At 68.3% G+C, this 18404-nt stretch carries 22 protein-coding genes; 14 read left to right on the top strand and 8 right to left on the bottom strand.

All coding sequences use genetic code 11. The features are described from left to right. Positions 1–1232: DEAD/DEAH box helicase (locus tag G7B71_RS14160; RefSeq protein WP_166042028.1), on the bottom strand; the 1232-nt coding region annotated here is incomplete at its 3' end. Between the two features lie 278 nt (positions 1233–1510). Here G7B71_RS14160 and G7B71_RS14155 point away from each other — a divergent pair. Beyond that, on the top strand, positions 1511–1897 hold the full coding sequence (locus G7B71_RS14155) for a hypothetical protein (RefSeq protein WP_166042024.1): 387 nt from the start codon (positions 1511–1513) through the stop codon (positions 1895–1897). 3 nt (positions 1898–1900) lie between these two features. On the opposite strand, the gene G7B71_RS14150 is transcribed toward G7B71_RS14155, so the two are convergent. Next, on the bottom strand, positions 1901–2587 hold the full coding sequence (locus G7B71_RS14150) for a TMEM175 family protein (protein WP_166042021.1): 687 nt from the start codon (positions 2585–2587) through the stop codon (positions 1901–1903). 66 nt (positions 2588–2653) lie between these two features. On the opposite strand from G7B71_RS14150, the gene G7B71_RS14145 reads away from it, so the two are divergent. Together G7B71_RS14145 and G7B71_RS14140 are read left to right on the top strand one after the other, a co-directional pair. Further along, positions 2654–2953 carry a hypothetical protein gene (locus tag G7B71_RS14145; RefSeq protein ID WP_166042019.1) on the top strand — a complete coding sequence of 100 codons (300 nt, stop codon included), beginning with the start codon at positions 2654–2656 and terminating at the stop codon, positions 2951–2953. Positions 2954–3103: 150 nt separating this feature from the next. Beyond that, the gene (locus G7B71_RS14140; RefSeq protein WP_166041983.1) at positions 3104–3322 is read left to right on the top strand and encodes a hypothetical protein; all 219 of its coding nucleotides are present in this window, start codon (positions 3104–3106) and stop codon (positions 3320–3322) included. Here the strand turns inward: G7B71_RS14140 and G7B71_RS14135 are convergent. Further along, entirely contained in the window at positions 3319–3693 is a 375-nt protein-coding gene (locus tag G7B71_RS14135; protein WP_166042017.1) for a hypothetical protein, read from the bottom strand. The two genes, G7B71_RS14140 and G7B71_RS14135, sit on opposite strands and share 4 nt — an antisense overlap. 115 nt (positions 3694–3808) lie before the next feature. Here G7B71_RS14135 and G7B71_RS14130 point away from each other — a divergent pair, with 115 nt between their 5' ends. The 3 genes from G7B71_RS14130 (at position 3809) to G7B71_RS14120 (ending at position 6508) form a co-directional block, all read left to right on the top strand. Then, positions 3809–5572, top strand: coding sequence for a DUF885 domain-containing protein (locus G7B71_RS14130; RefSeq protein ID WP_243406257.1), 1764 nt, complete (start codon positions 3809–3811; stop codon positions 5570–5572). A 37-nt stretch (positions 5573–5609) separates the two neighbouring features. After that, a complete protein-coding gene (locus tag G7B71_RS14125; protein ID WP_166042014.1) occupies positions 5610–5999 on the top strand; it encodes a cupredoxin domain-containing protein in 390 nt (129 codons plus the stop codon). Between the two features lie 86 nt (positions 6000–6085). Next, complete coding sequence (locus G7B71_RS14120) at positions 6086–6508, top strand: hypothetical protein (RefSeq protein WP_166042011.1); 423 nt, start codon at positions 6086–6088, stop codon at positions 6506–6508. Here the strand turns inward: G7B71_RS14120 and G7B71_RS14115 are convergent. Genes G7B71_RS14115 through pdxH form a run of 3 tightly spaced genes read right to left on the bottom strand, consistent with a single transcriptional unit; the run spans position 6505 to position 8812 of the window. Further along, the gene (locus G7B71_RS14115) at positions 6505–7296 is read right to left on the bottom strand and encodes a PhzF family phenazine biosynthesis protein (protein WP_166042009.1); all 792 of its coding nucleotides are present in this window, start codon (positions 7294–7296) and stop codon (positions 6505–6507) included. The two genes, G7B71_RS14120 and G7B71_RS14115, sit on opposite strands and share 4 nt — an antisense overlap. A gap of 5 nt (positions 7297–7301) precedes the next feature. Then, a complete protein-coding gene (locus G7B71_RS14110) occupies positions 7302–8240 on the bottom strand; it encodes a cation diffusion facilitator family transporter (RefSeq protein ID WP_166042007.1) in 939 nt (312 codons plus the stop codon). Further along, the gene (gene pdxH, locus G7B71_RS14105; protein WP_166042005.1) at positions 8237–8812 is read right to left on the bottom strand and encodes a pyridoxamine 5'-phosphate oxidase; all 576 of its coding nucleotides are present in this window, start codon (positions 8810–8812) and stop codon (positions 8237–8239) included. Before pdxH ends, G7B71_RS14110 begins: the two co-directional genes overlap by 4 nt. A gap of 130 nt (positions 8813–8942) precedes the next feature. On the opposite strand from pdxH, the gene G7B71_RS14100 reads away from it, so the two are divergent. The 7 genes from G7B71_RS14100 (at position 8943) to G7B71_RS14070 (ending at position 15628) form a co-directional block, all read left to right on the top strand. Then, the gene (locus G7B71_RS14100) at positions 8943–10214 is read left to right on the top strand and encodes a cyclopropane-fatty-acyl-phospholipid synthase family protein (RefSeq protein WP_166042002.1); all 1272 of its coding nucleotides are present in this window, start codon (positions 8943–8945) and stop codon (positions 10212–10214) included. A 97-nt stretch (positions 10215–10311) separates the two neighbouring features. Beyond that, positions 10312–11910, top strand: coding sequence for a DNA methyltransferase (locus tag G7B71_RS14095; protein ID WP_166042000.1), 1599 nt, complete (start codon positions 10312–10314; stop codon positions 11908–11910). A 99-nt stretch (positions 11911–12009) separates the two neighbouring features. Then, on the top strand, positions 12010–12963 hold the full coding sequence (locus G7B71_RS14090) for a DnaJ C-terminal domain-containing protein (RefSeq protein WP_166041997.1): 954 nt from the start codon (positions 12010–12012) through the stop codon (positions 12961–12963). A 5-nt stretch (positions 12964–12968) separates the two neighbouring features. Further along, entirely contained in the window at positions 12969–14051 is a 1083-nt protein-coding gene (locus G7B71_RS14085; RefSeq protein WP_243406255.1) for a YihY/virulence factor BrkB family protein, read from the top strand. Then, entirely contained in the window at positions 14048–14851 is an 804-nt protein-coding gene (gene fabI / locus G7B71_RS14080) for an enoyl-ACP reductase FabI (protein ID WP_166041995.1), read from the top strand. Before G7B71_RS14085 ends, fabI begins: the two co-directional genes overlap by 4 nt. Continuing rightward, a complete protein-coding gene (locus tag G7B71_RS14075; protein ID WP_166041993.1) occupies positions 14848–15351 on the top strand; it encodes an N-acetyltransferase in 504 nt (167 codons plus the stop codon). The genes fabI and G7B71_RS14075 overlap by 4 nt, the downstream gene beginning before the upstream one ends. Position 15352: 1 nt before the next feature. Continuing rightward, positions 15353–15628 (top strand): acylphosphatase, encoded by a 276-nt coding sequence (locus G7B71_RS14070; RefSeq protein ID WP_166041991.1) that lies wholly within the window; start codon positions 15353–15355, stop codon positions 15626–15628. 22 nt (positions 15629–15650) lie between these two features. Here G7B71_RS14070 and G7B71_RS14065 read toward each other — a convergent pair whose 3' ends face one another. Both G7B71_RS14065 and G7B71_RS14060 read right to left on the bottom strand, forming a co-directional pair. Beyond that, complete coding sequence (locus G7B71_RS14065; RefSeq protein ID WP_166041989.1) at positions 15651–16400, bottom strand: class I SAM-dependent methyltransferase; 750 nt, start codon at positions 16398–16400, stop codon at positions 15651–15653. 1 nt (position 16401) lies between these two features. Then, positions 16402–17691 (bottom strand): adenylosuccinate synthase, encoded by a 1290-nt coding sequence (locus G7B71_RS14060; RefSeq protein WP_166041987.1) that lies wholly within the window; start codon positions 17689–17691, stop codon positions 16402–16404. 160 nt (positions 17692–17851) lie between these two features. Here G7B71_RS14060 and G7B71_RS14055 point away from each other — a divergent pair, with 160 nt between their 5' ends. Beyond that, entirely contained in the window at positions 17852–18184 is a 333-nt protein-coding gene (locus G7B71_RS14055; RefSeq protein ID WP_166041985.1) for a glycine zipper 2TM domain-containing protein, read from the top strand. The last annotated feature ends 220 nt before the right edge of the window (positions 18185–18404 follow it).

The raw sequence follows: 18404 nt of genomic DNA, 5'->3' as shown, positions 1-18404 counted from the left end.
TCGCCATGGGGGCGCTGCTCGTGACGCGGGCGCTCGCGGCGCTCGCCGCGTTCCTGCGCGGGAGCCGGAGCCGGGCGCGCCGCCTTGATGCGGGCGGCCTCGGCGGCGAGGCCGGCGGGGGGCGGCATGACTTCGATGCGCTGGCGGATCAGCTTCTCGATGCCGCGCAGGTCGCCGCGCTCCTCGTCGGAGCAGAAGGCGATCGCCATGCCGTCATTGCCGGCGCGGGCGGTACGGCCGATGCGGTGGACATATTGGTCCGGCACGTTGGGCAGTTCGAAGTTGAACACGTGGCTGACGCCGCTGACGTCGATGCCGCGCGCCGCGATGTCGGTCGCGACGAGGATCGGTACCTTGCCCGAACGGAACTCGCCGAGCGCGCGCTCGCGCTGCGGCTGGCTCTTGTTGCCGTGAATGGCGTTGGCGGCGATGCCGCTGGCAGCGAGGTGACGGACGACGCGGTCGGCGCCGTGCTTGGTGCGGGTGAAGACCAGGGCGCGGTCGATCGTCGTCGCCTTCAGGGTCAGGGTGAGCAGAGCCTGCTTCTCGCCCTGGTTGCAGAAGGTGACGAACTGGGTGACCCGCTCGACAGTGGTCGCCTCGGGGGCGACCTTGACCTCGGCGGGATCGCGCAGGAACTTGTCGGCGAGCTCGCGGATCGTCTTCGGCATGGTCGCCGAGAAGAACAGCGTCTGGCGGTCGCGCGGAAGCATCGCGACGATTCGGCGAAGCGCGTGGATGAAGCCGAGGTCCATCATCTGGTCGGCTTCGTCGAGCACCAGGATCTCGAGCTTCGAAAGGCTCAGCGCGCCCTGGTCGATGAGGTCGAGCAGTCGGCCGGGCGTTGCGACGAGCACGTCGACGCCGCGGGCGAGGTCCTGGCGATTCTTGTGGAGCGAGGTTCCGCCGAACACCGTCGCGACATTGAGCGCGGTGAACTTGGCATAGTCGCGGGCGCTCGCGGCGATCTGGCTGGCGAGCTCGCGGGTTGGCGCGAGGACGAGCATCCGGCAGGTGCGCGACTGCGGGCGGCGGGCGCCGCTCAGGCGGTCGATCGACGGAAGCATGAAGGCTGCGGTCTTGCCGGTGCCGGTCTGCGCGATTCCGAGCAGGTCGCGGCCCTGGAGCAGGGTCGGGATCGCCTGCGCCTGGATCGGCGACGGCTGGGTGTAATCCTTCAGCGCGAGCGCTTGGAGAACGGGCTGCGACAGCCCGAGGGATTCGAACGAAATGGTCATGGAAACTCACGAAATGTGCGGCGGCCGCGCAGCCAGAACGGCGCGCGAAACGCGGCGGGTTCTGCTGACCCGCGTGAAAAGGGAAAGCCTTTGAAAGTGACGAAGCGGAGCCGGACACCCCCTTTTAAGATTGGGGTCCTGTTCACGCTGCATGACGCCTCGCCTGGGGGCCAAGTGGATGCTGCGGCGCACAAAGTCAAGTCACGCGCAATTTCGCGCCATTGTCACGCACGGCGCGCAGGCGTAACCTGCGTGGCGGAAGGAGAGCGGTGATGTCTCTTCGACTTTCCGTCACGACATCGATCCTGGTCGCATGCTTCGGCGCGGCGGCGTCCGCCTGTTCGGGCGGCGACGCCGAGGAGGGTGCGGCCAACAACCAGGCCGCGGCCGCCCACGCCGCGCCGGCCCAGAACCGCTGGGTGCGGGTCGGGGTCGGCGGCTGCGACGGCAGCGATTACGGCCGAAGCGACGGCGACTCGCCGCAAGTGGCGATGTGCAACCGCGCCTGGGTGACGGCGGTGTGCTGGGACGGCGAGACCCACCGCAACGGCGGCGAGGCCTGGTGCACCTACAAGACCACGCCGGCGAGCCAGTGTACCGACGGCGCGACGCGCGGGATCGTCTATACCTGCGAGCCGGGGGCGGATCCCGCGGTCTGAGCGTCACTCCTCGCCTTCGACGATGGGCGCTTCCTCGAGGTAGACCGGCGTCGGCGGCGGCAGCAGGTAGAACAAGGTCACCGCTCCGGCGAGCGCGAGCCCGGCCTGCCAGCTGACGAAGGCGAGGCCGCCAGCGGCGAGCATGACTAGCGTCGACACGTTGTAGCGGCGGCTGAGACGGCTCACATAATGCGGTTCCAAGCGGTCGTCGACATGGCCGCGACGGCGGCCGGTCTGCCACTTGATCCACCACGTCACTGCCGCCACCGACAGGATCAGGGTGAATGCGACTCCGGTCGGCCCGCGCGCCGCCGGGTCGGAGACGTGCTCGGCGAAAGCGCGCGCCGGGAACGCGATGAAGCCGACGGCAGCGAGGAACAGCACGGTCGCGAGGTTGAACCAGTGCCCGGAGGTCCGGTAGATTGCCCCCGAGAAGTGATGGTGAGCCCAATAGATTCCGATCGGAAGGCTGGCCAGCAGGTAGCCCAGATAGGATGGCCACAGATCGAGCAATTGCCGCGCCATGTCGCCGTTCCCGTCGGGCATCTCGATCTCGACGATGGGCAGGGTGAAGGCGATGGCGAGCACCGCATCGGCGAACGCCTCCAGCCGGGCCGTGCCGCGCGCGGCGCCCTCACCGGGAAAATCGTCGCGGTGCGGCGCGCGATGAGAGGGGCTGTGATCGGCCAAGCTGTCTCCGGCGAACGGAACCGCCGGCCCCCGATCCCGTTCCCTTCCGCTCGAAAGGAGTTGCGGATGCGTTCGATGTTCGGCGTTCTCTTGCTCGCGGCGACGGTGACGGGTTGCCAGTCGGAGGAGGATTTCCGGCAGCGCTGGCGCGAAACCGCTGTCGGCGCCTGCGTCCAGCAGGCGCGCGCGGGCGGACTGCCGCAGGGGATGGACACGACGCGGCTATGCAACTGCTCGATCGACCGGCTGATGGAGGGCAAGAGCGCCGCCGATTTGCGCTCCTACCGGCCGCGGCCCGAGGACAGCGAAGCGGCCCAGCGCTGTGCCGCCGAAGCGATCGTCCCGCCGCAGCAGCAGCGCGGCTGACCCCGGACATGCGGATTGCCGCAATGGCGATTGTGGCGGGATTGTGTTAAGCCGAGTCCCGTCATGGGGACTCCGCTCCGCGGCGCTCAACAGGGATCACGGAAGCGCAGCTGTAATCGATCGTTGCGTTCGTTCGTTGGAGAGCTTGGCATGGACCTGAACTATTATCTGCACCGCGAACAGATCGAGCGCGTCCGGGCGGAGCATGCCGAGTCACGGTCCGCGCGCGACGCTCATCGCGAGCTCGCCGAGCTCTACCGCCAGCAGATCGAGGAATATCGCACCGGTCATTTCAGCGAATATCGGCCGCGCGTGATCCCGCGCAGCTTCACCCCGCCGGTGCCACAGCCGCCCGGCCTGATCCGCTAGCTTTTCTTCCTGGCCCTGCCGCTGCCTGCGGGGGTGGCGCCGTTGCCGCCCTTGTCGGCGGCGAGCTTGGTGACGCCCTCGATCGCCTTGGTGGCGAGCATCGCGCCGAGCGCGCCCGCGGTGGTAGCGGCGACGGCCTTGCTCTTGCCGGTCCTCGGCGTGGCCGGGTCGCCTGACGCCGAAGCCTTCTTGCCCCCCTGGAGCGCGGCGGCGGCGCTGAGCAGTGCGGCGGCGGCGACGTCGGCGAACGCCGGGCTCTGCACCGCCTTGAGCAACTGGGCCGCCGGCTCGCGCAGCGGCTTGGGCAGCTTGATGCCGGCGATCTCCTTGGGAGCCTTGGCCGACTTCTTCCCGGACTTCTTCTTCGCCATGCGCGCGTTCCTTTCAGGCGCGGCATAGCATGGCCGGCCGCCTCGCCCAAAGCCACGGCTTTGCGGCGGAAGGCGCGGGCGCTAGGGTCCTGCGACCATCACCGGAGAACCTGCCTTGCGCGCTTTGCTGATCGCCGCCTCCCTGCTCCTCGCAACACCGGCAGCGGCCGCCCCCGCCGACGATCTCCACGCGCTGATGGAGGAGCATTATCAGTGGCTTCTGCGCGAGAACCCGGTCGCGGCCACGCGGCTCGGGGTGCGCGACTATGACAGCCGGCTGCGCGATATCAGCCCGGCGGCGCGCGACCGCCGCGCCCGCGAGGCCCAGGCCTTTCTCGACCGGCTCCACCGTATCCCGGAAGGCGCGCTGACCGACGACGACCGGGTCAACCGCGCCATCCTGATCCGCGACCTCGCCGAGCAGGTGGAGGGCAACAACTTCGCCCAGCGCGACATGTTGTTCACGACCTATTATGGCTGGCACCAGGATTTCGCCGGGCTCGCCGACGACGTGCCGCTGCGCAACCGCGCCGACTTCGATTCCTATCTCGCGCGGCTCGCCGCCTATCCGCAGCTCAACCGCGCGGCGCTCGACATCACCGTCAATGCGGTGCGCGGCGGCCATGTCCTGCCCTGCTCGGTGCTGACCAATTACGAGGGCACGATCAGCGGCGTCGTCACCGATGACGTCGCCCAGTCGCGCTTCTACGCCCCCTTCACCCGCGAACGGCCGTCGACCATCCCGGCGGCGGACTGGGCGGCGCTTCAGGACCGCGCGCGCACCCTGATCTCGACCGTGGTGAACCCGGAATATCGGCGTCACGCCGACTATTTCCGAACCCAATATCTGCCGCGCTGCGCCCGCGCCGACAGCGTCTCGGCGCAGCGCGGCGGCGCCGAATATTATCGCTTCCTGGCGCGCAGCTTCACCACCACCGACCTCACGCCGCAGCAGATCCACGCGATCGGCATGCGCGAGGTCGAGCGCATCCGCGGCGAGATGGACGCGGTCGCGCGCGACGCGGGTCACCCGACCCGCCAGGCCTTCATCCAGGCGCTTCGCACCGACCCGCGCTACTATGCGACCACGCCAGAGCAGCTGATGCGCGAAAGCGCCTATGTCACCCGCATCATCGACGGCCATCTGCCGCGCCTGTTCGGGCGGCTGCCGCGCCTGCCCTATACGGTTCGGCCGATCCCGGCGGAGATCGCGCCGGGCACGACGACGGCTTATTACAGCCCCGGTTCGCCGGAGAGCGGCATCGCCGGCACCTATTATGTCAACACCTCCAAGCTCGACCAGCGGCCGCTGTGGGAGATCCCGGCGCTGAGCGCTCACGAGGCGGCGCCCGGCCATCATTTCCAGATCGCGCTTCAACAGGAGCTGGAACTCGCGCCGTTCCGCCGCAACTTCACCTCCTACACCGCCTTTACCGAGGGCTGGGGCCTCTATGCCGAGAGCCTCGGGCGTGAGATGGGCCTCTACGACACGCCCGAGAAGCGAATGGGCGAATTGAGCTACCAGATGTGGCGCGCGTCGCGGCTGGTGGTCGACACCGGGATCCACGCGATGGGCTGGGACAAGGCCCGAGCCGTCGCCTTCATGACCGAGAACACCGCGCTGTCCGCGGCGAACATCGACGCCGAGGTCAATCGCTACATCAGCTGGCCCGGCCAGGCCCTGGGCTACATGATCGGGCGGCTCAAGATCCTCGAGCTTCGCCAGCGCGCCGAGCGCGCGCTCGGCGACCAGTTCGACATCCGCCAGTTCCACGATGCAGTGCTTCGCAACGGCTCGGTGCCGCTCGACGTGCTCGAGGCGGAGATCGACCGCTGGATCGCCACGGTGAGCGGCCCGGCCTCGCCCAGCGCTGGCTGATCCGCTATAATTCCGGCTCTCCACGAAGGAGGGCCGGATGCGGAAATTCACGCTCCTTGCCGCGCTCGCGGCGGTCGTCGGACCGGCGCAGGCGCAGGACCCTTGGGCGGGCGCCCAGATCGTGCAGGTCCGCCTGTCCAGTTTTGATTTCGATCCGCACGACATCGTGCTTCCCGCCGGTCGGCCGATGGTGCTCCGGCTCCACAATGCCAGCGGCGGCGGCCACAATTTCGCGGCTCGCGACTTCTTCCGAGCGGCGCAGGTGAGGCCGGCCGACCAGGTGAAGGTCGTCAACGGAGCGGTCGAAGTGCGTGGCGGCACGACGGTGGACGTCGCCCTCGTGCCGGCCGCCGGCCGGTACCGCCTGCGCTGCACTCACACCTTCCACACCGCGCTCGGGATGAGCGGGTCGATCCTGGTTCGCTAGCCGACGGGGGACAGGGGCGAAACGTTCACCCTGCGGCAAGTTGGACCACTCGATAGTCCGCTCGAAAGGCTTCGAGGGGAACGCGGATGAAGAGCCTGCTGGTTGTGCTTGCGCTGCTGGGCCAGAACGCCCCCGGCGAGCGCTTCTGCGAGAACGTCAGCCAGCTCGCCGACGGGGCGGAGGAAGCCGATCCGTTCCGATCTCTGCGCAACCGCGACTTCAGGCCGCGACTGCTGCGCGGCTATTGTTTCTACAGCTCCGCGGAGGGCTATACCTGCGGCCAGACCATGTCCCCGCCGGAGGACACGAAGGAGAGCGTCGCCCGGCGCATCCAGGCCTGCCTGCCGGGCTCGCAGCTCACCAGCAACCGACGAGACTTTCGCGACGAGTTCGTGGTCAGCAGCGGGCGGTTCCAGGCGCGCGTGACGGAACAAGGCAGCGACCGCGCCCATGTCGGGCGGAGCATCAACATCTACGTCGCGTCGGTCGCGAGGGGCGGCAAGCCCTAGAGCTGCATCACCCCTTCGATCACCGTCACGCACTGGCCGCCGACGATGACGCGGTCGCCCTCGATCCGGCAGGTGAGCCGGCCGCCGCGCTTGCTCGCTTGGTAGGCAGTGAGGTCGTTCTTGCCGAGCTTCTCAGCCCAATAAGGCGCGGCGACGGCGTGGGCAGAGCCCGTGACCGGGTCCTCCCCAATTCCGGCGCCGGCGGCGAAGACCCGGCTGACGAAGTCGGTATCGCGGCCGCGTGCGGTGACGATGGTGAGGACGTCGCCTTCCGCGGCGAGGGCCGTGATGTCCGGGTCGACCGCTCGGACGATGTCCTCGCTCTCGACGACGACGAGGCCGTAGCGCTGCGGGTGCCAAAGCGTCTCGACGGCCTCAATGCCGAGCGCTTCGAGAATGGCGTGGAGCGGCTTGGGCTCCGGCTTCCAGTTGGGTAGCGACATTGCGTAGCGGTCGCCGTCGCGGGCGACCTCCAGCAGGCCGGCGCGCCGGGTGCGGAAGCGAATTCGGCCGGTCTCGCGGGCGGTGTCGATGAGGACGTGGCCGCTCGCCAAAGTGGCGTGGCCGCACAGCACGACCTCGGTCGCCGGAGTGAACCAGCGCAGCTCGTAATCCGCCTCGCCGGTCGCGTCGGGGATGGTGAAGGCGGTCTCGCTCAGATTGTTCTCGAGCGCGATCGCCTGGAGCGTCTCGTCGGGGAGCCATTCGGCGAGCGGCATCACCGCGGCGGGATTGCCGGTGAAGGGGCGGTCGGCGAAGGCGTCGACCTGGACGAGGCGCAGTTCCATTCTGTTCAGTCTCCGCTTTCGCTGGCGTGAGTCTCGTTCCTTTCGACGAGCGGGTTGCCGGGCTCGTCGATCTGCCCCTCCGGGTCGACATGGATGAGCACCTCGACACCCGGGAAATCGCGGGCGAGGCGGGCCTCGATCTCGTCCATGACATGATGCGCCTCGGTGACCGTCATGTCGCGCCGAACGCGGATGTGGAACTGGGCGAAATGATGGGCGCCGCTGGTGCGGGTCCTGAGGTCGTGGGTGCCGCGGTTGGCGGGGTGGGCGGTGGCGGCGGCGAACGCGCGGCGGCGCTCCTCCGGCCATTCGCGGTCCATCAGCTGGTTCACCGCGACGCGCGAGGCGCGCAAGCCGCCGAAGGCGAGCCAGGCGGCGATGAGGATCCCGAACAGCGGATCGGCGCCGGTGAGGCCGACATAGCGCTCCAGCACGAGCGCCGCGATCACCGCCGCGTTGAGCAGCAGGTCGGACTGGTAATGGACGTTGTCAGCGCTGATCGCGACCGAGCCGGTGCGGCGGATGACGCTGCGCTGATAAGTGGTCAGCGCGAGCGTCGCGGCGATCGCGGCGACGCTGACGCCGATGCCATATTCGACGTCGGCGGGCGCGGAGCCGGCGACCAGCCGCTCGACGGCGCGCCAGGCGATGCCGATCGCCGACACCGCGATCAGGCCGACCTGGAACAAAGCGGCGAGCGCCTCCGCCTTGCCGTGGCCGAAGCGGTGATCATGGTCGGCCGGCTCGGCGGCGATGCGCACCGCCCAGAGCGTGACCAGCGAGGCGATGAGGTCGAGGCCACTGTCGATCAGCGAGCCGAGCATCGCCACCGAACCGGTCGCAACGGTGGCCCAGGCCTTGAGCCCAAGAAGGAAGAGCGCGGTGGCGACGCTGGCGATCGCCGCGTTACGGGTGGCGCTCGCCCGCGCGCGATCGTGGGTCATGGGTAGAGCAGGCCTTCGCTCCAGCCGCCGCCGTCGCGGACGAACAGGCGGCGCTCGTGGAGGCGGTGGGCGCGGTCGTTCCAGAATTCGACCCGCTCGGGCATGACTCGATAGCCCGACCAGTGCGGCGGACGCGGCACGTCGCCGCCCTCGTAACGCGCGCGCACGTCGGCGAAGCGCGCCTCGAAGGTGGCGCGGCTGTCGAGCGGCCGCGACTGGTCGGACGCCCAGGCGCCGAGCTGGCTGTCACGGCTCCGGCTGGCGAAATAGGCGTCGGCCTCGGCCGCCTCGACCGGAGTCACCGTGCCTTCGATGCGCACCTGGCGGCGAAGCGATTTCCAGTGGAACAGCAGGGCGGCGTTGGGATTGTCGGCAAGCTCGCCGCCCTTGCGGCTCTCCTGGTTGGTGTAGAAGACGAAGCCGTCCGGCCCGTGCCCCTTCAGGAGCACCATGCGCGCCGACGGGCGGCCGGCGGCATCGACGGTCGCCACCGCCATCGCTTCGGGGTCGTTCGGCTCGCTGAGACGCGCCTCGGCCAGCCATTCGTCGAACAGGGCGAAGGGATCGGTCATGGCCGCCGTCTAGCCCGCGTCCCCCCGAAAGGTCACCCCGATTGTTGCACTTGCGCGACGATGCCCTATCGTGCGGCGAGCCGGCGGACCGTGACGAGCGGCCGCACTTTCGAGAGGAGCCTGGCTGAAGATGTGGTTGCTCGACAAGCTGTTGACGCGCGTGGTGAAGCAAGGCGAGCTGATCATCGTCGATCATGACGGCAAGGAATATCGCTATGGCGCGCCCGTCGCCGGCAAGAGCCCGGTCAAGGTCCGGCTGAACGACAAGAGCGCCGTCAACCACATCGTCCGTTACCCGCAGGTCGGCGCCGCCGAAGTCTATATGGACGGGCGCATGGACGTGATCGAGGGCGACATCCGCGACCTCATCCTGCTCGTCCATTCCAACGCCCCGGCCGGCAGCGGCGAGGAAGCGCTCAAGCCCAAGGGCCTGCTTCGCAAGGTGACCGAGAAGGCGATGGCCAAGGCCGACAGCATCAACTGGAAATCGAAGTCGCGGCGCAACGCCGAGCACACCTACAACATGACCCGGCGGCTCTACGAACTGTTCCTCGACGAGGACCGCCAATACACCTGCGCCTACTATCTCGACCCCAAGGACAGCCTCGAGAAGGCGCAGCTCGACAAGAAGGCGCATCTCGCCGCCAAGCTTCACCTGAAGCCCGGCATGCGCGTGCTCGACATCGGCTGCGGCTGGGGCGGGCTCGGTCTCTATCTCCACCGCCATTACGACGTCGACGTTCTCGGCATCGCCTTGGCGCCCGACCAGATCGCTTTCTCGAAGGAGCGGGCGGAAGCCGCCGGCGTCGCCGACCGGGTGAAGTTCGAGCTGATGGACTATCGCGACGTCGAGGGGCCGTTCGACCGGATCGTCAGCGTCGGCCTGATCGAGCATTTGGGGCAGCCGCATTATCCGGGCTTCTTCGAGAAGACCCGCGAGCTGCTCGCCGAGGACGGCGTGATGGTCTCCCACTGCTGCGGCCGGATGGGCATGCCGGGCACGACCGACAAGTTCACCCGCAAATACATCTTCCCCGGGGGCTACATCCCGGCTTTGTCCGAGCTGGTCACCGAGGCGGAGAAGAACGCCCTGATCGTCAGCGACGTCGAGGCGGTGCGCTATCACTACGCGCTCACCCTGGAGGAATGGTACAAGCGCACCGTCGCGGCGCGCGAGGAGATCATCGAGCTCTACGACGAGCGCTTCTACCGCATGTGGCAATTCTACCTGGCAGGCGCCGAGAGCAGCTTCATCCACGGCAGCCTGGTCAACTGGCAGCTCCAATATGTGAAGCGCCGCGACGCCATCCCGATGGTCCGTGACTATCTTTTCGAGGAGGAGGTCCGCCTCCGCGCCCTCGAAGAGCCGCCGGAATGGCACCTGGCCCAGGCGGCGGAATAGCCACCGGGCGTTTCGTCCGAAACCGCGCCGAAACCGCTTCATCTCCGGCTGGCGCGAGCGGCAGCCGGACCTAGCCTGCCATTCGGGGGAGAGGCAGGTGGGCCGGCTTTATTACGGGGACAATCTCGACGTCCTGCGCGCCCATGTGCGCGACGAGAGCGTCGACCTCGTCTATCTCGACCCGCCGTTCAATTCCAACGCCAGCTACAACATCCTGTTCGCGCCGCCGGCGGCGCTGAGGACGGCCGCCGACGCGCAGCACGCTCAAATCCGCGCGTTCGAGGACACGTGGCATTGGAACGACAGCGCCGAGGAAGCCTTCGACCTGGTCGAGCGCAGCGGCAACACCCGCGCCTTCGATCTGCTCAACGCAATGCGCAGCTTCCTCGGCGAGAACGACATGATGGCGTATCTCGCGATGATGGCAATCCGGCTCATCGAGCTGCGCCGCGTGCTGAAGCCGACCGGGGCGATCTATCTGCACTGCGACCCGACCGCGAGCCACTTCCTGAAGCTGCTGCTCGACGGGGTGTTCGGCGTCGAGAATTACCGCAACGAGATCACGTGGAAGCGGACGACGGCGCACAGCGACGGATCGCGCTACGGGCGCAACACCGACATCATCTTCTTCTACTCCCGATCGGACGCCTACACCTGGCACAGCCAGTTCGTGCCCTACGACCAGGAATATGCCGATCGCTTCCGCCACGTCGACGCCGACGGACGCCGCTGGATGGACGACAACCTGACCGCGAAAGGCCTGTCCGGCGGCGGCTACAGCTACGAGTATAAGGGGGCGACCTCGCTGTGGCGCATGCCGATCGCCACGATGCGGCGGCTCGACGCGGAAGGACGCCTGCACTTCACGCGAAAAGGCGGCATCCGGCTCAAGCGTTATCTCGACGAAGCCCGCGGCATGCCGGTCCAGGCGCTGTGGACGGACATTCCCGCGATCAACTCGCAGGCTCAGGAGCGGCTGGGCTATCCCACGCAAAAGCCGCTGGCGCTGCTCGAACGGATCATCGCGGCGTCGTCCGACGAAGGCGACGTCGTGCTCGACCCATTCTGCGGGTGCGGCACCGCGATCCATGCCGCCCAGAAGCTCGGGCGGCGGTGGATCGGCATCGACGTCACCCACCTCGCGATCTCGCTCATCGAAAAGCGGTTGAAGGACGCCTTCCCCGGCATCGAGTTCACCGTCGAGGGGACGCCCAAGGACCTGGCGTCGGCGCTCGATCTCGCCCGGCGTGACAAATATCAGTTCCAATGGTGGGCGGTGTCGATGGTCGACGCGCAGCCCTTCGGCGGGCGCAAGAAGGGCGCGGATGGCGGCATCGACGGGGTCATCTACTTCAAGCCCGATGGCCGCCGCACCGAGAAAGCCATCGTGTCGGTGAAGGGCGGCGACAATGTCGGCGTCCAGATGGTACGCGACCTCCATTCGACGATGGCGCGGGAAAAGGCGCCGATCGGCGTCTTCATCACCAAGACGCCACCGACCAGCGCGATGGAGCGGGAGGCGGCGGCCGTCGGACGGTTCGAGGATGGCTTCGGACGCACCTTCCCGCGGCTCCAGATCATCACGCTCGCCCAGCTGTTCCAGGGGAAAAGGCCCGAAATCCCCCTGGTCGACCCCGCGGCCGCATTCAGGCGGGCGCAGCGCGAGGACGTCCGGCACCAACGTATGCTGATCTGACTCTGACCGCTTCAGCCGGGAGCGGCGAGCCGTCGATCTCCGCTCTCCCCGTCACGCCGTCGCTGGACATTTTCGGCGGAGTGGAGAACGGTCGCCGCGATGGCGGACCTTTATTCGACACTGGGCGTCGCGCGCGGCGCCGACGAGGCCGAGATCAAGAAGGCCTATCGCAAGCTCGCCAAGGAGCTTCACCCCGATCGCAACAAGGATAACCCGCAGGCGGCCGAGCGCTTCTCGAGCGTGGCGCGGGCCTATGACATCCTCACCGACAAGGACAAGCGCGCGCGCTACGATCGCGGCGAGATCGACGAGGACGGCAATCCGCGGATGCCATTCGGCTTCGGCGGCGGTGCCGGGCCCGGCGCTGGCGGCTTCCGGCGCGGTTCCAACGGACCCGATTTCGATTTCGGCCAGTCCGGCGCCGGCGAGGCGCCCGACCTGTCCGATCTGTTCGAAGGCCTGTTCACCGGCGCTCGCGGCCGCTCGGGAGGGTTTGGCGGCTTCGGCGGGGGGCGTCGCTCCGCGCCCAAGGGCGGGGACGTCGCCTATCGCCTCGAAGTACCGTTTACCGATGCGGCGCAGCTCAAGGAGCAGCGCGTCATCCTCAAGGGCGGCAAGACGCTCGACATCAAGCTGCCCAAGGGCGTCGAGGACGGCACCAAGATCCGCCTCGCCGGCCAGGGCGAGCCCGGCCCCGGCGGCAATGGCGACGCGATCGTCACCATCCAGGTGCAGCCGCACCGATTCTTCAGGCGCGACGGCGACCATATCCGGCTCGATCTGCCGATTGCGCTCGACGAGGCAGTGCTCGGCGCCAAGGTGAAGGTCCCGACGGTGGACGGGGCGGTGATGCTGAGCGTCGCGCCCGGCTCCACCTCTGGGCGAACGCTGCGGCTGAAGGGAAAGGGATTCACCGGCAAGAACGGGCAGCGCGGCGACCAGCTCGTCACGCTGATGGTCGAGATACCCAAGGAGGACGAAGCACTGAAAGCCTTTGTCGAGAACTGGGACGGCAAGGGTCGCAGCAACCCGAGGTCCGGCTTGGGCGTCTAGCAGGGGTGGACCCGACGCTATCGCCCGAAAGCCCCGAGGCGCGGCTCAAGGCCGCGGCCCTCGAACAGGCCCATCCGGGGCAGCGCCCGCGCGTGCGCGGCGAGCGGCGCGCCCGCGCCTGGATCGTCACCAAGCGGGTCGCGGTCGGCGTCTACAATGACGGCTTCATCCACGCCGGCAACCTCGCCTATCTGTCGATCCTGTCGATCTTCCCGTTCATCATCGTCGCCGCGGCGGTGACGCGCCTGCTCGGCCAGACCGAAGGCGGCGTGCAGACCCTGAACGCGATGCTGGAGACGATGCCGCCCAGCGTCGCCGAGGTGCTGCGCCAACCGATCAAGGACGTGATCGCGGCCCGCTCGGGCAGCCTGCTGTGGCTCGGCGCTCTGATTGGCCTGTGGACCGCAGGCAGCTTCATCGAGACCATCCGCGACATCATCCGCCGCGCCTATGGCGTGAAATTCAGCGCGCCCTTCTGGGAATACCGGCTCGCCTCCACTGGCATGACGGTGCTCGCGGTGGTCGCGATCATGCTGTCGCTGAGCGTGTCGGTGGCGCTGTCGGGCGTGCAGCGGCTGATGCTCGCCGAGATCAGCTGGGCGCAGGAGCTGGTCGGGGTGGTCACCTTGTTGCGGATCGTTCCGGCGCTTGTGCTGTTCGGCGCGCTCTACCTGCTGTTCTGGGCGCTGACCCCGAGCCGCTACCGCGCGAAGGGCTGCCCGAAATGGCCGGGCGCGGCGTTCGTCGCCGGCTGGTGGGTGCTGATCACCGCGCTTCTGCCCGAGGCGCTCGGAGCGCTTGGCGGCTACGACCTCACCTATGGCAGCCTCGCAGGAGTCGCGATCGCGCTCCTTTTCTTCTTCCTGGTGGGGTTCGGCGTGGTGATCGGCGCCGAATTGAACGCCGCCCTTGCGGAGACGCCGGTCCCCACGCATGAGGACGTCGTCGCCGCCGTCCAGGAAGAGAAGTTCGAGGAGGCCAAGGAGGCGGCGGACGAAGTGGCTTGCCACTTGGCCGAGGAAGAAGCGGAGGCCGAGCAAGCCGTAGGGGATGAAAGCCGCGAGAGGGAAAAGCGGGAGACGACATGACGGGATTGATGCAGGGCAAGCGTGGGCTGATCATGGGCCTCGCCAACGACCGTTCGCTGGCGTGGGGGATCGCCAAGGCGCTGGCCGAACAGGGGGCAGAGCTCGCCTTCTCCTATCAGGGCGAGGCGATGGAGAAGCGCGTGCGCCCGCTGGCCGAGCAATTGGGATCCGACCTCCTGATCAACTGCGACGTCGGCGACATGGCCGAGCTCGACGCGGCCTTCGCTCTGCTCGGCAAGCGCTGGCCGACCATCGACTTCCTCGTCCACGCCATCGGATTCTCCGACAAGAACGAGCTTCGCGGGAAATATGTCGACACCAGCCTCGACAATTTCCTGCTGACCATGAACATCTCGGCCTACAGCTTCGTCGCGGTGACCAAGCGCGCGCGGGCGATGATGCCCAACGGCGGATCGATCCTGACCCTGTCCTATTACGGCGCCGAGAAGGTCATCCCCCATTACAACGTCATGGGCGTCGCCAAGGCCGCGCTCGAGACCAGCGTCAAATATCTCGCGGTCGACCTCGGCCAGGAGAATATCCGGGTCAACGCCATCTCGGCCGGCCCGATCAAGACTCTGGCGGCGAGCGGCATCGGTGATTTCCGCTACATCCTGAAGTGGAACGAGCTGAACAGCCCGCTGAAGCGCAACGTGACGATCGAGGATGTCGGCGGCGCCGCCCTCTATTTGCTGTCGGACCTCGCCTCGGGCGTCACCGGCGAAATCCACTATGTGGATTGCGGCTACAACGTGATCGGCATGAAGGCGGAGGACGCGCCGGACATCGCGCTGGCGTGACCCTGGTCGTCCGCCCCGCCGCGGACGAGGATGCGGACGCGATCCGCGCGGTGCTGCTCGCGGCTTTCCCAAGTGCGGCCGAGGCGGACCTGGTCGAGCAGCTCGCCGCCGACGGCGATTTGGCCTTGAGCTTCGTTGCGGCGGTCGACGGCAAGCTGGTCGGCCATATCGCGTTCAGCCGAATGACGGCGACGGCGGATGGCGACGGGATCCCGGCGCTCGGCCTGGCGCCGGTGGCGGTGGCGCCGTCGCACCAGAAGCGGGGCATCGCCGGGCGGCTGATCGAGCGCGGCCTCGCGGCGGCGAACGGGCGCGGCGCCGCGATCGTTTTCGTGGTCGGCGATCCCGATTATTATGGCCGCCTCGGCTTCCGCTGCGAGAGCGCAGCGCCGTTCGCCTCGCCTTATGCCGGGCCGCATTTCATGGCACAGTGGCTGTCGAGCCCGCGGGCGCCGGCCAGCGGGCAGGCCGATTATGCTCCAGCCTTCGGGAGACTGTGACATGCCGACGCGCCGAATCTTCGTTCACGGGCGGGTCCAGGGCGTGAGCTTCCGCATGTGGGCGGTCGATCATGCGCGCCGCCTCGGCCTCGCCGGCTGGGTGCGCAACCGCCACGACGGCCGGGTCGAAATGCTGGTCAAGGGGCCGGCCGAGCGGATTACCGAACTGGCGACCTTGTGCTGGAAGGGGCCGGAGCTCGCAAAGGTGGACGGCGTCGACGTCGAGGCGGCGGAAGGGGACGTCCCCGCCGGCTTCGAGGAGCGGATGACGGTTTAACCCGACCCATCGGGGAGTGGGGTCAAGCGTTGCGCTTTCCCACCAGCGTCCCCTTGCTCCCCGGGTGGTGGAGCTTGAAGGTGAAGTCCGGCCACGCCCGGCGCCAGCGGCGGGCGACGATGCGCTCGCCGGGGCGGGCGGCGTCGTCGAGCATAACCGTCCCGCCCGGCGCGATCTTGCCGAACGAGGTCGCCGCGGCGCCGCGGGTGAAAGGATGGATCGCCCAGTGCGGGCCGTCGATCAGCATCAGCTCGATGCCGTCGGGCAGTTCGTCATGGCTGTACCACAGGCCGGGCCAGCCGCCCGGCGACGGCGCCAGCGGCGCGACCCGGATGTCCGACTCGAGGCCGAATTCCTTGAGCCAGTCAGTCGTCTTCTGGACGAAATCCGGGTGCTGCTCGAAGCTGATGAAGGTCGGGTTCTCGACGCCGGCCTTCTCGAGCGCCTTGGCGATGATCAGGCTGGACGCTCCGGCGCTGAACTCGACCACGGTCTTCGGCTTGTGGGCCAGGATATGGTCGGTGAGGAAGGTCAGCAGGCCGACATCGGCCTTCCAGCTGCCGGTATGCGGTAGCGCATCCAGCGGCAGGCCGAGGCGCTCGAGCAGCGCGCGCTTGGCCTTGTTGCTGCCGCCATAGAGGCTCTTGGCCAGGAACGGCCCGTTGAGCACGTAGAAGGCGCCGAGCACGGCGCGGTCCTTCCAGCTGCGGCGGAGGAGCCGGCTGCTCGAGTCCGAGCGGCCGAACAGGCTGGTGCTTTCGCGGCTGGTCATGTCAGCCCGCGAACGGATCGCGGACGAGGATGGTGTCCTCGCGCTGGGGGCTGGTCGAGACAAGGGTGACCGGGCACTGGATCAACTCCTCGACGCGGCGGATATATTTGATCGCCTGCGCCGGAAGATCGGCCCAGCTGCGCGCGCCGGCGGTGGACTCGCGCCAGCCCGCCATGACCTCGTAGATCGGCTCGACTCGCGCCTGGTCGGCGGCATGGGCCGGGAAATGGTCGAGGCGCTGCTCGCCGAGCCAATAGCCCGTGCAGATTCGCAGCTCGTCGAAGCCGTCGAGGACGTCGAGCTTGGTGAGCGCGATTCCGGTGACCCCGGAGATCGCGCAGCTCTGCCGCACAAGCACGGAGTCGAACCAGCCGCAGCGGCGCTTGCGGCCGGTGACGGTGCCGAATTCGTGGCCGCGCTCGCCCAGCATCTGGCCGGTCTCGTCGGCGAGCTCGGTCGGGAACGGGCCGGAGCCGACGCGGGTCGTATAGGCCTTGACGATGCCGAGCACGAAGCCGGCCGCCGACGGGCCGAGGCCGGTGCCGGCCGCGGCGGTGCCGGCGACGGTGTTGGACGAGGTGACGAACGGATAGGTGCCGTGGTCGACGTCGAGCAGGACGCCCTGCGCGCCTTCGAACAGGATGCGGCGGCCGCGCTGGCGCGCCTCGTTGAGGGTCAGCCAGACCGGCCGGGCGAATTGCAGGACGAAGTCGGCAATCTCGCCCAATTCACGCTCGAGTCGGTCGCGGTCGATCGGCTGCTCGCCGAAACCGGCCCTCAGCGCGTCGTGATGCGCGCACAGCCTGTCGAGTTGCGGTCCGAGGTCGCCGAGATGGGCAAGGTCGCACACGCGGATGGCGCGGCGGCCGACCTTGTCCTCATAGGCCGGGCCGATGCCGCGGCGGGTGGTGCCGATCTTGCCCTGGCCGGAGGCGTCCTCGCGGAGCGCATCGAGATCGCGGTGGAACGGCAGGATGAGTGGGCAGGTCTCGGCGATCTGCAGCGTCTCGGGGCTCACCGCGACGCCCTGCTCGGTCAGCGTCTCGACTTCCTTCTTGAGCGCCCAAGGATCGAGAACCACGCCATTTCCTATGACGGAAAGGGTGCCGCGGACGATTCCCGAGGGGAGCAGCGACAGCTTGTAGGTGCGGTCGTCGACGACCAGCGTGTGGCCGGCATTGTGGCCGCCCTGGAAGCGGGCGACGACGTCGGCGCGGCTGGCCAGCCAGTCGACGATCTTGCCCTTGCCTTCATCGCCCCATTGTCCGCCGATGACGGTGACGTTCGCCAAGACCAAACCTTCTGAATTTACGGAGAGGCCGTCCCTCTAGGCCGGGCGGACGCCAGCGTCCAGCTTACCTTGCCCCAACATGGCTGGAACGTTGTTCTGGGTTAATGAAACCGGGCGTAACCACGATCCGTTCAGGGCAGAACAGGTAATGGAGTTTATCATGCGTAGATTCACCCTCGCCATCGCTGCGGCGACGATGACGGTCCCGGCGGCGATGACGCTGCCGGCGGCGCCGGCCGAGGCTCAGCAACGCTATTATGACCGCGGCGGCAATTATGTCGGCCCGACCTGGCGCGGGCGTGACGGCCGTTATCGCTGCCGCCGCCCCAACGGCACCACCGGCCTGATCGTCGGCGGCGCTGCCGGCGCGCTGATTGGCCGCGAGGTGGCCGGGCGCGGCGACCGCGATATCGGCATGATCCTCGGCGCCGCCGCTGGCGCGCTAATCGGCCGCGAGGTCGAGCGCGGCATGGCCCGCCGCCGCTGCCGCTAACCCTTCGCTCCCATCCCGCTCGGTCGGGACCGGAAGCCAGTAACGGCCCCCTCTCCCAGTCGGAGAGGGGGCTTTTCTTTGCCTGGATCAGCTGGCGGGCGAGGCGGCGATAATCCTCGGCCGCCATCTCGACGCCCGGAAGGCGCGGGGTGCGGCCGACCTGGTAGAGATAGCCGGTGCCGTGGACGAGGCCGCCGTCGCGATAGGCCTGGCGCACCCA

Source organism: Sphingosinicella sp. YJ22 (assembly GCF_011320075.1).
Classification (GTDB): domain Bacteria; phylum Pseudomonadota; class Alphaproteobacteria; order Sphingomonadales; family Sphingomonadaceae; genus Allosphingosinicella.
The sequence above is the reverse complement of the archived record's forward strand: the minus strand, read 5'-3'. Positions and strand labels throughout refer to the sequence as shown.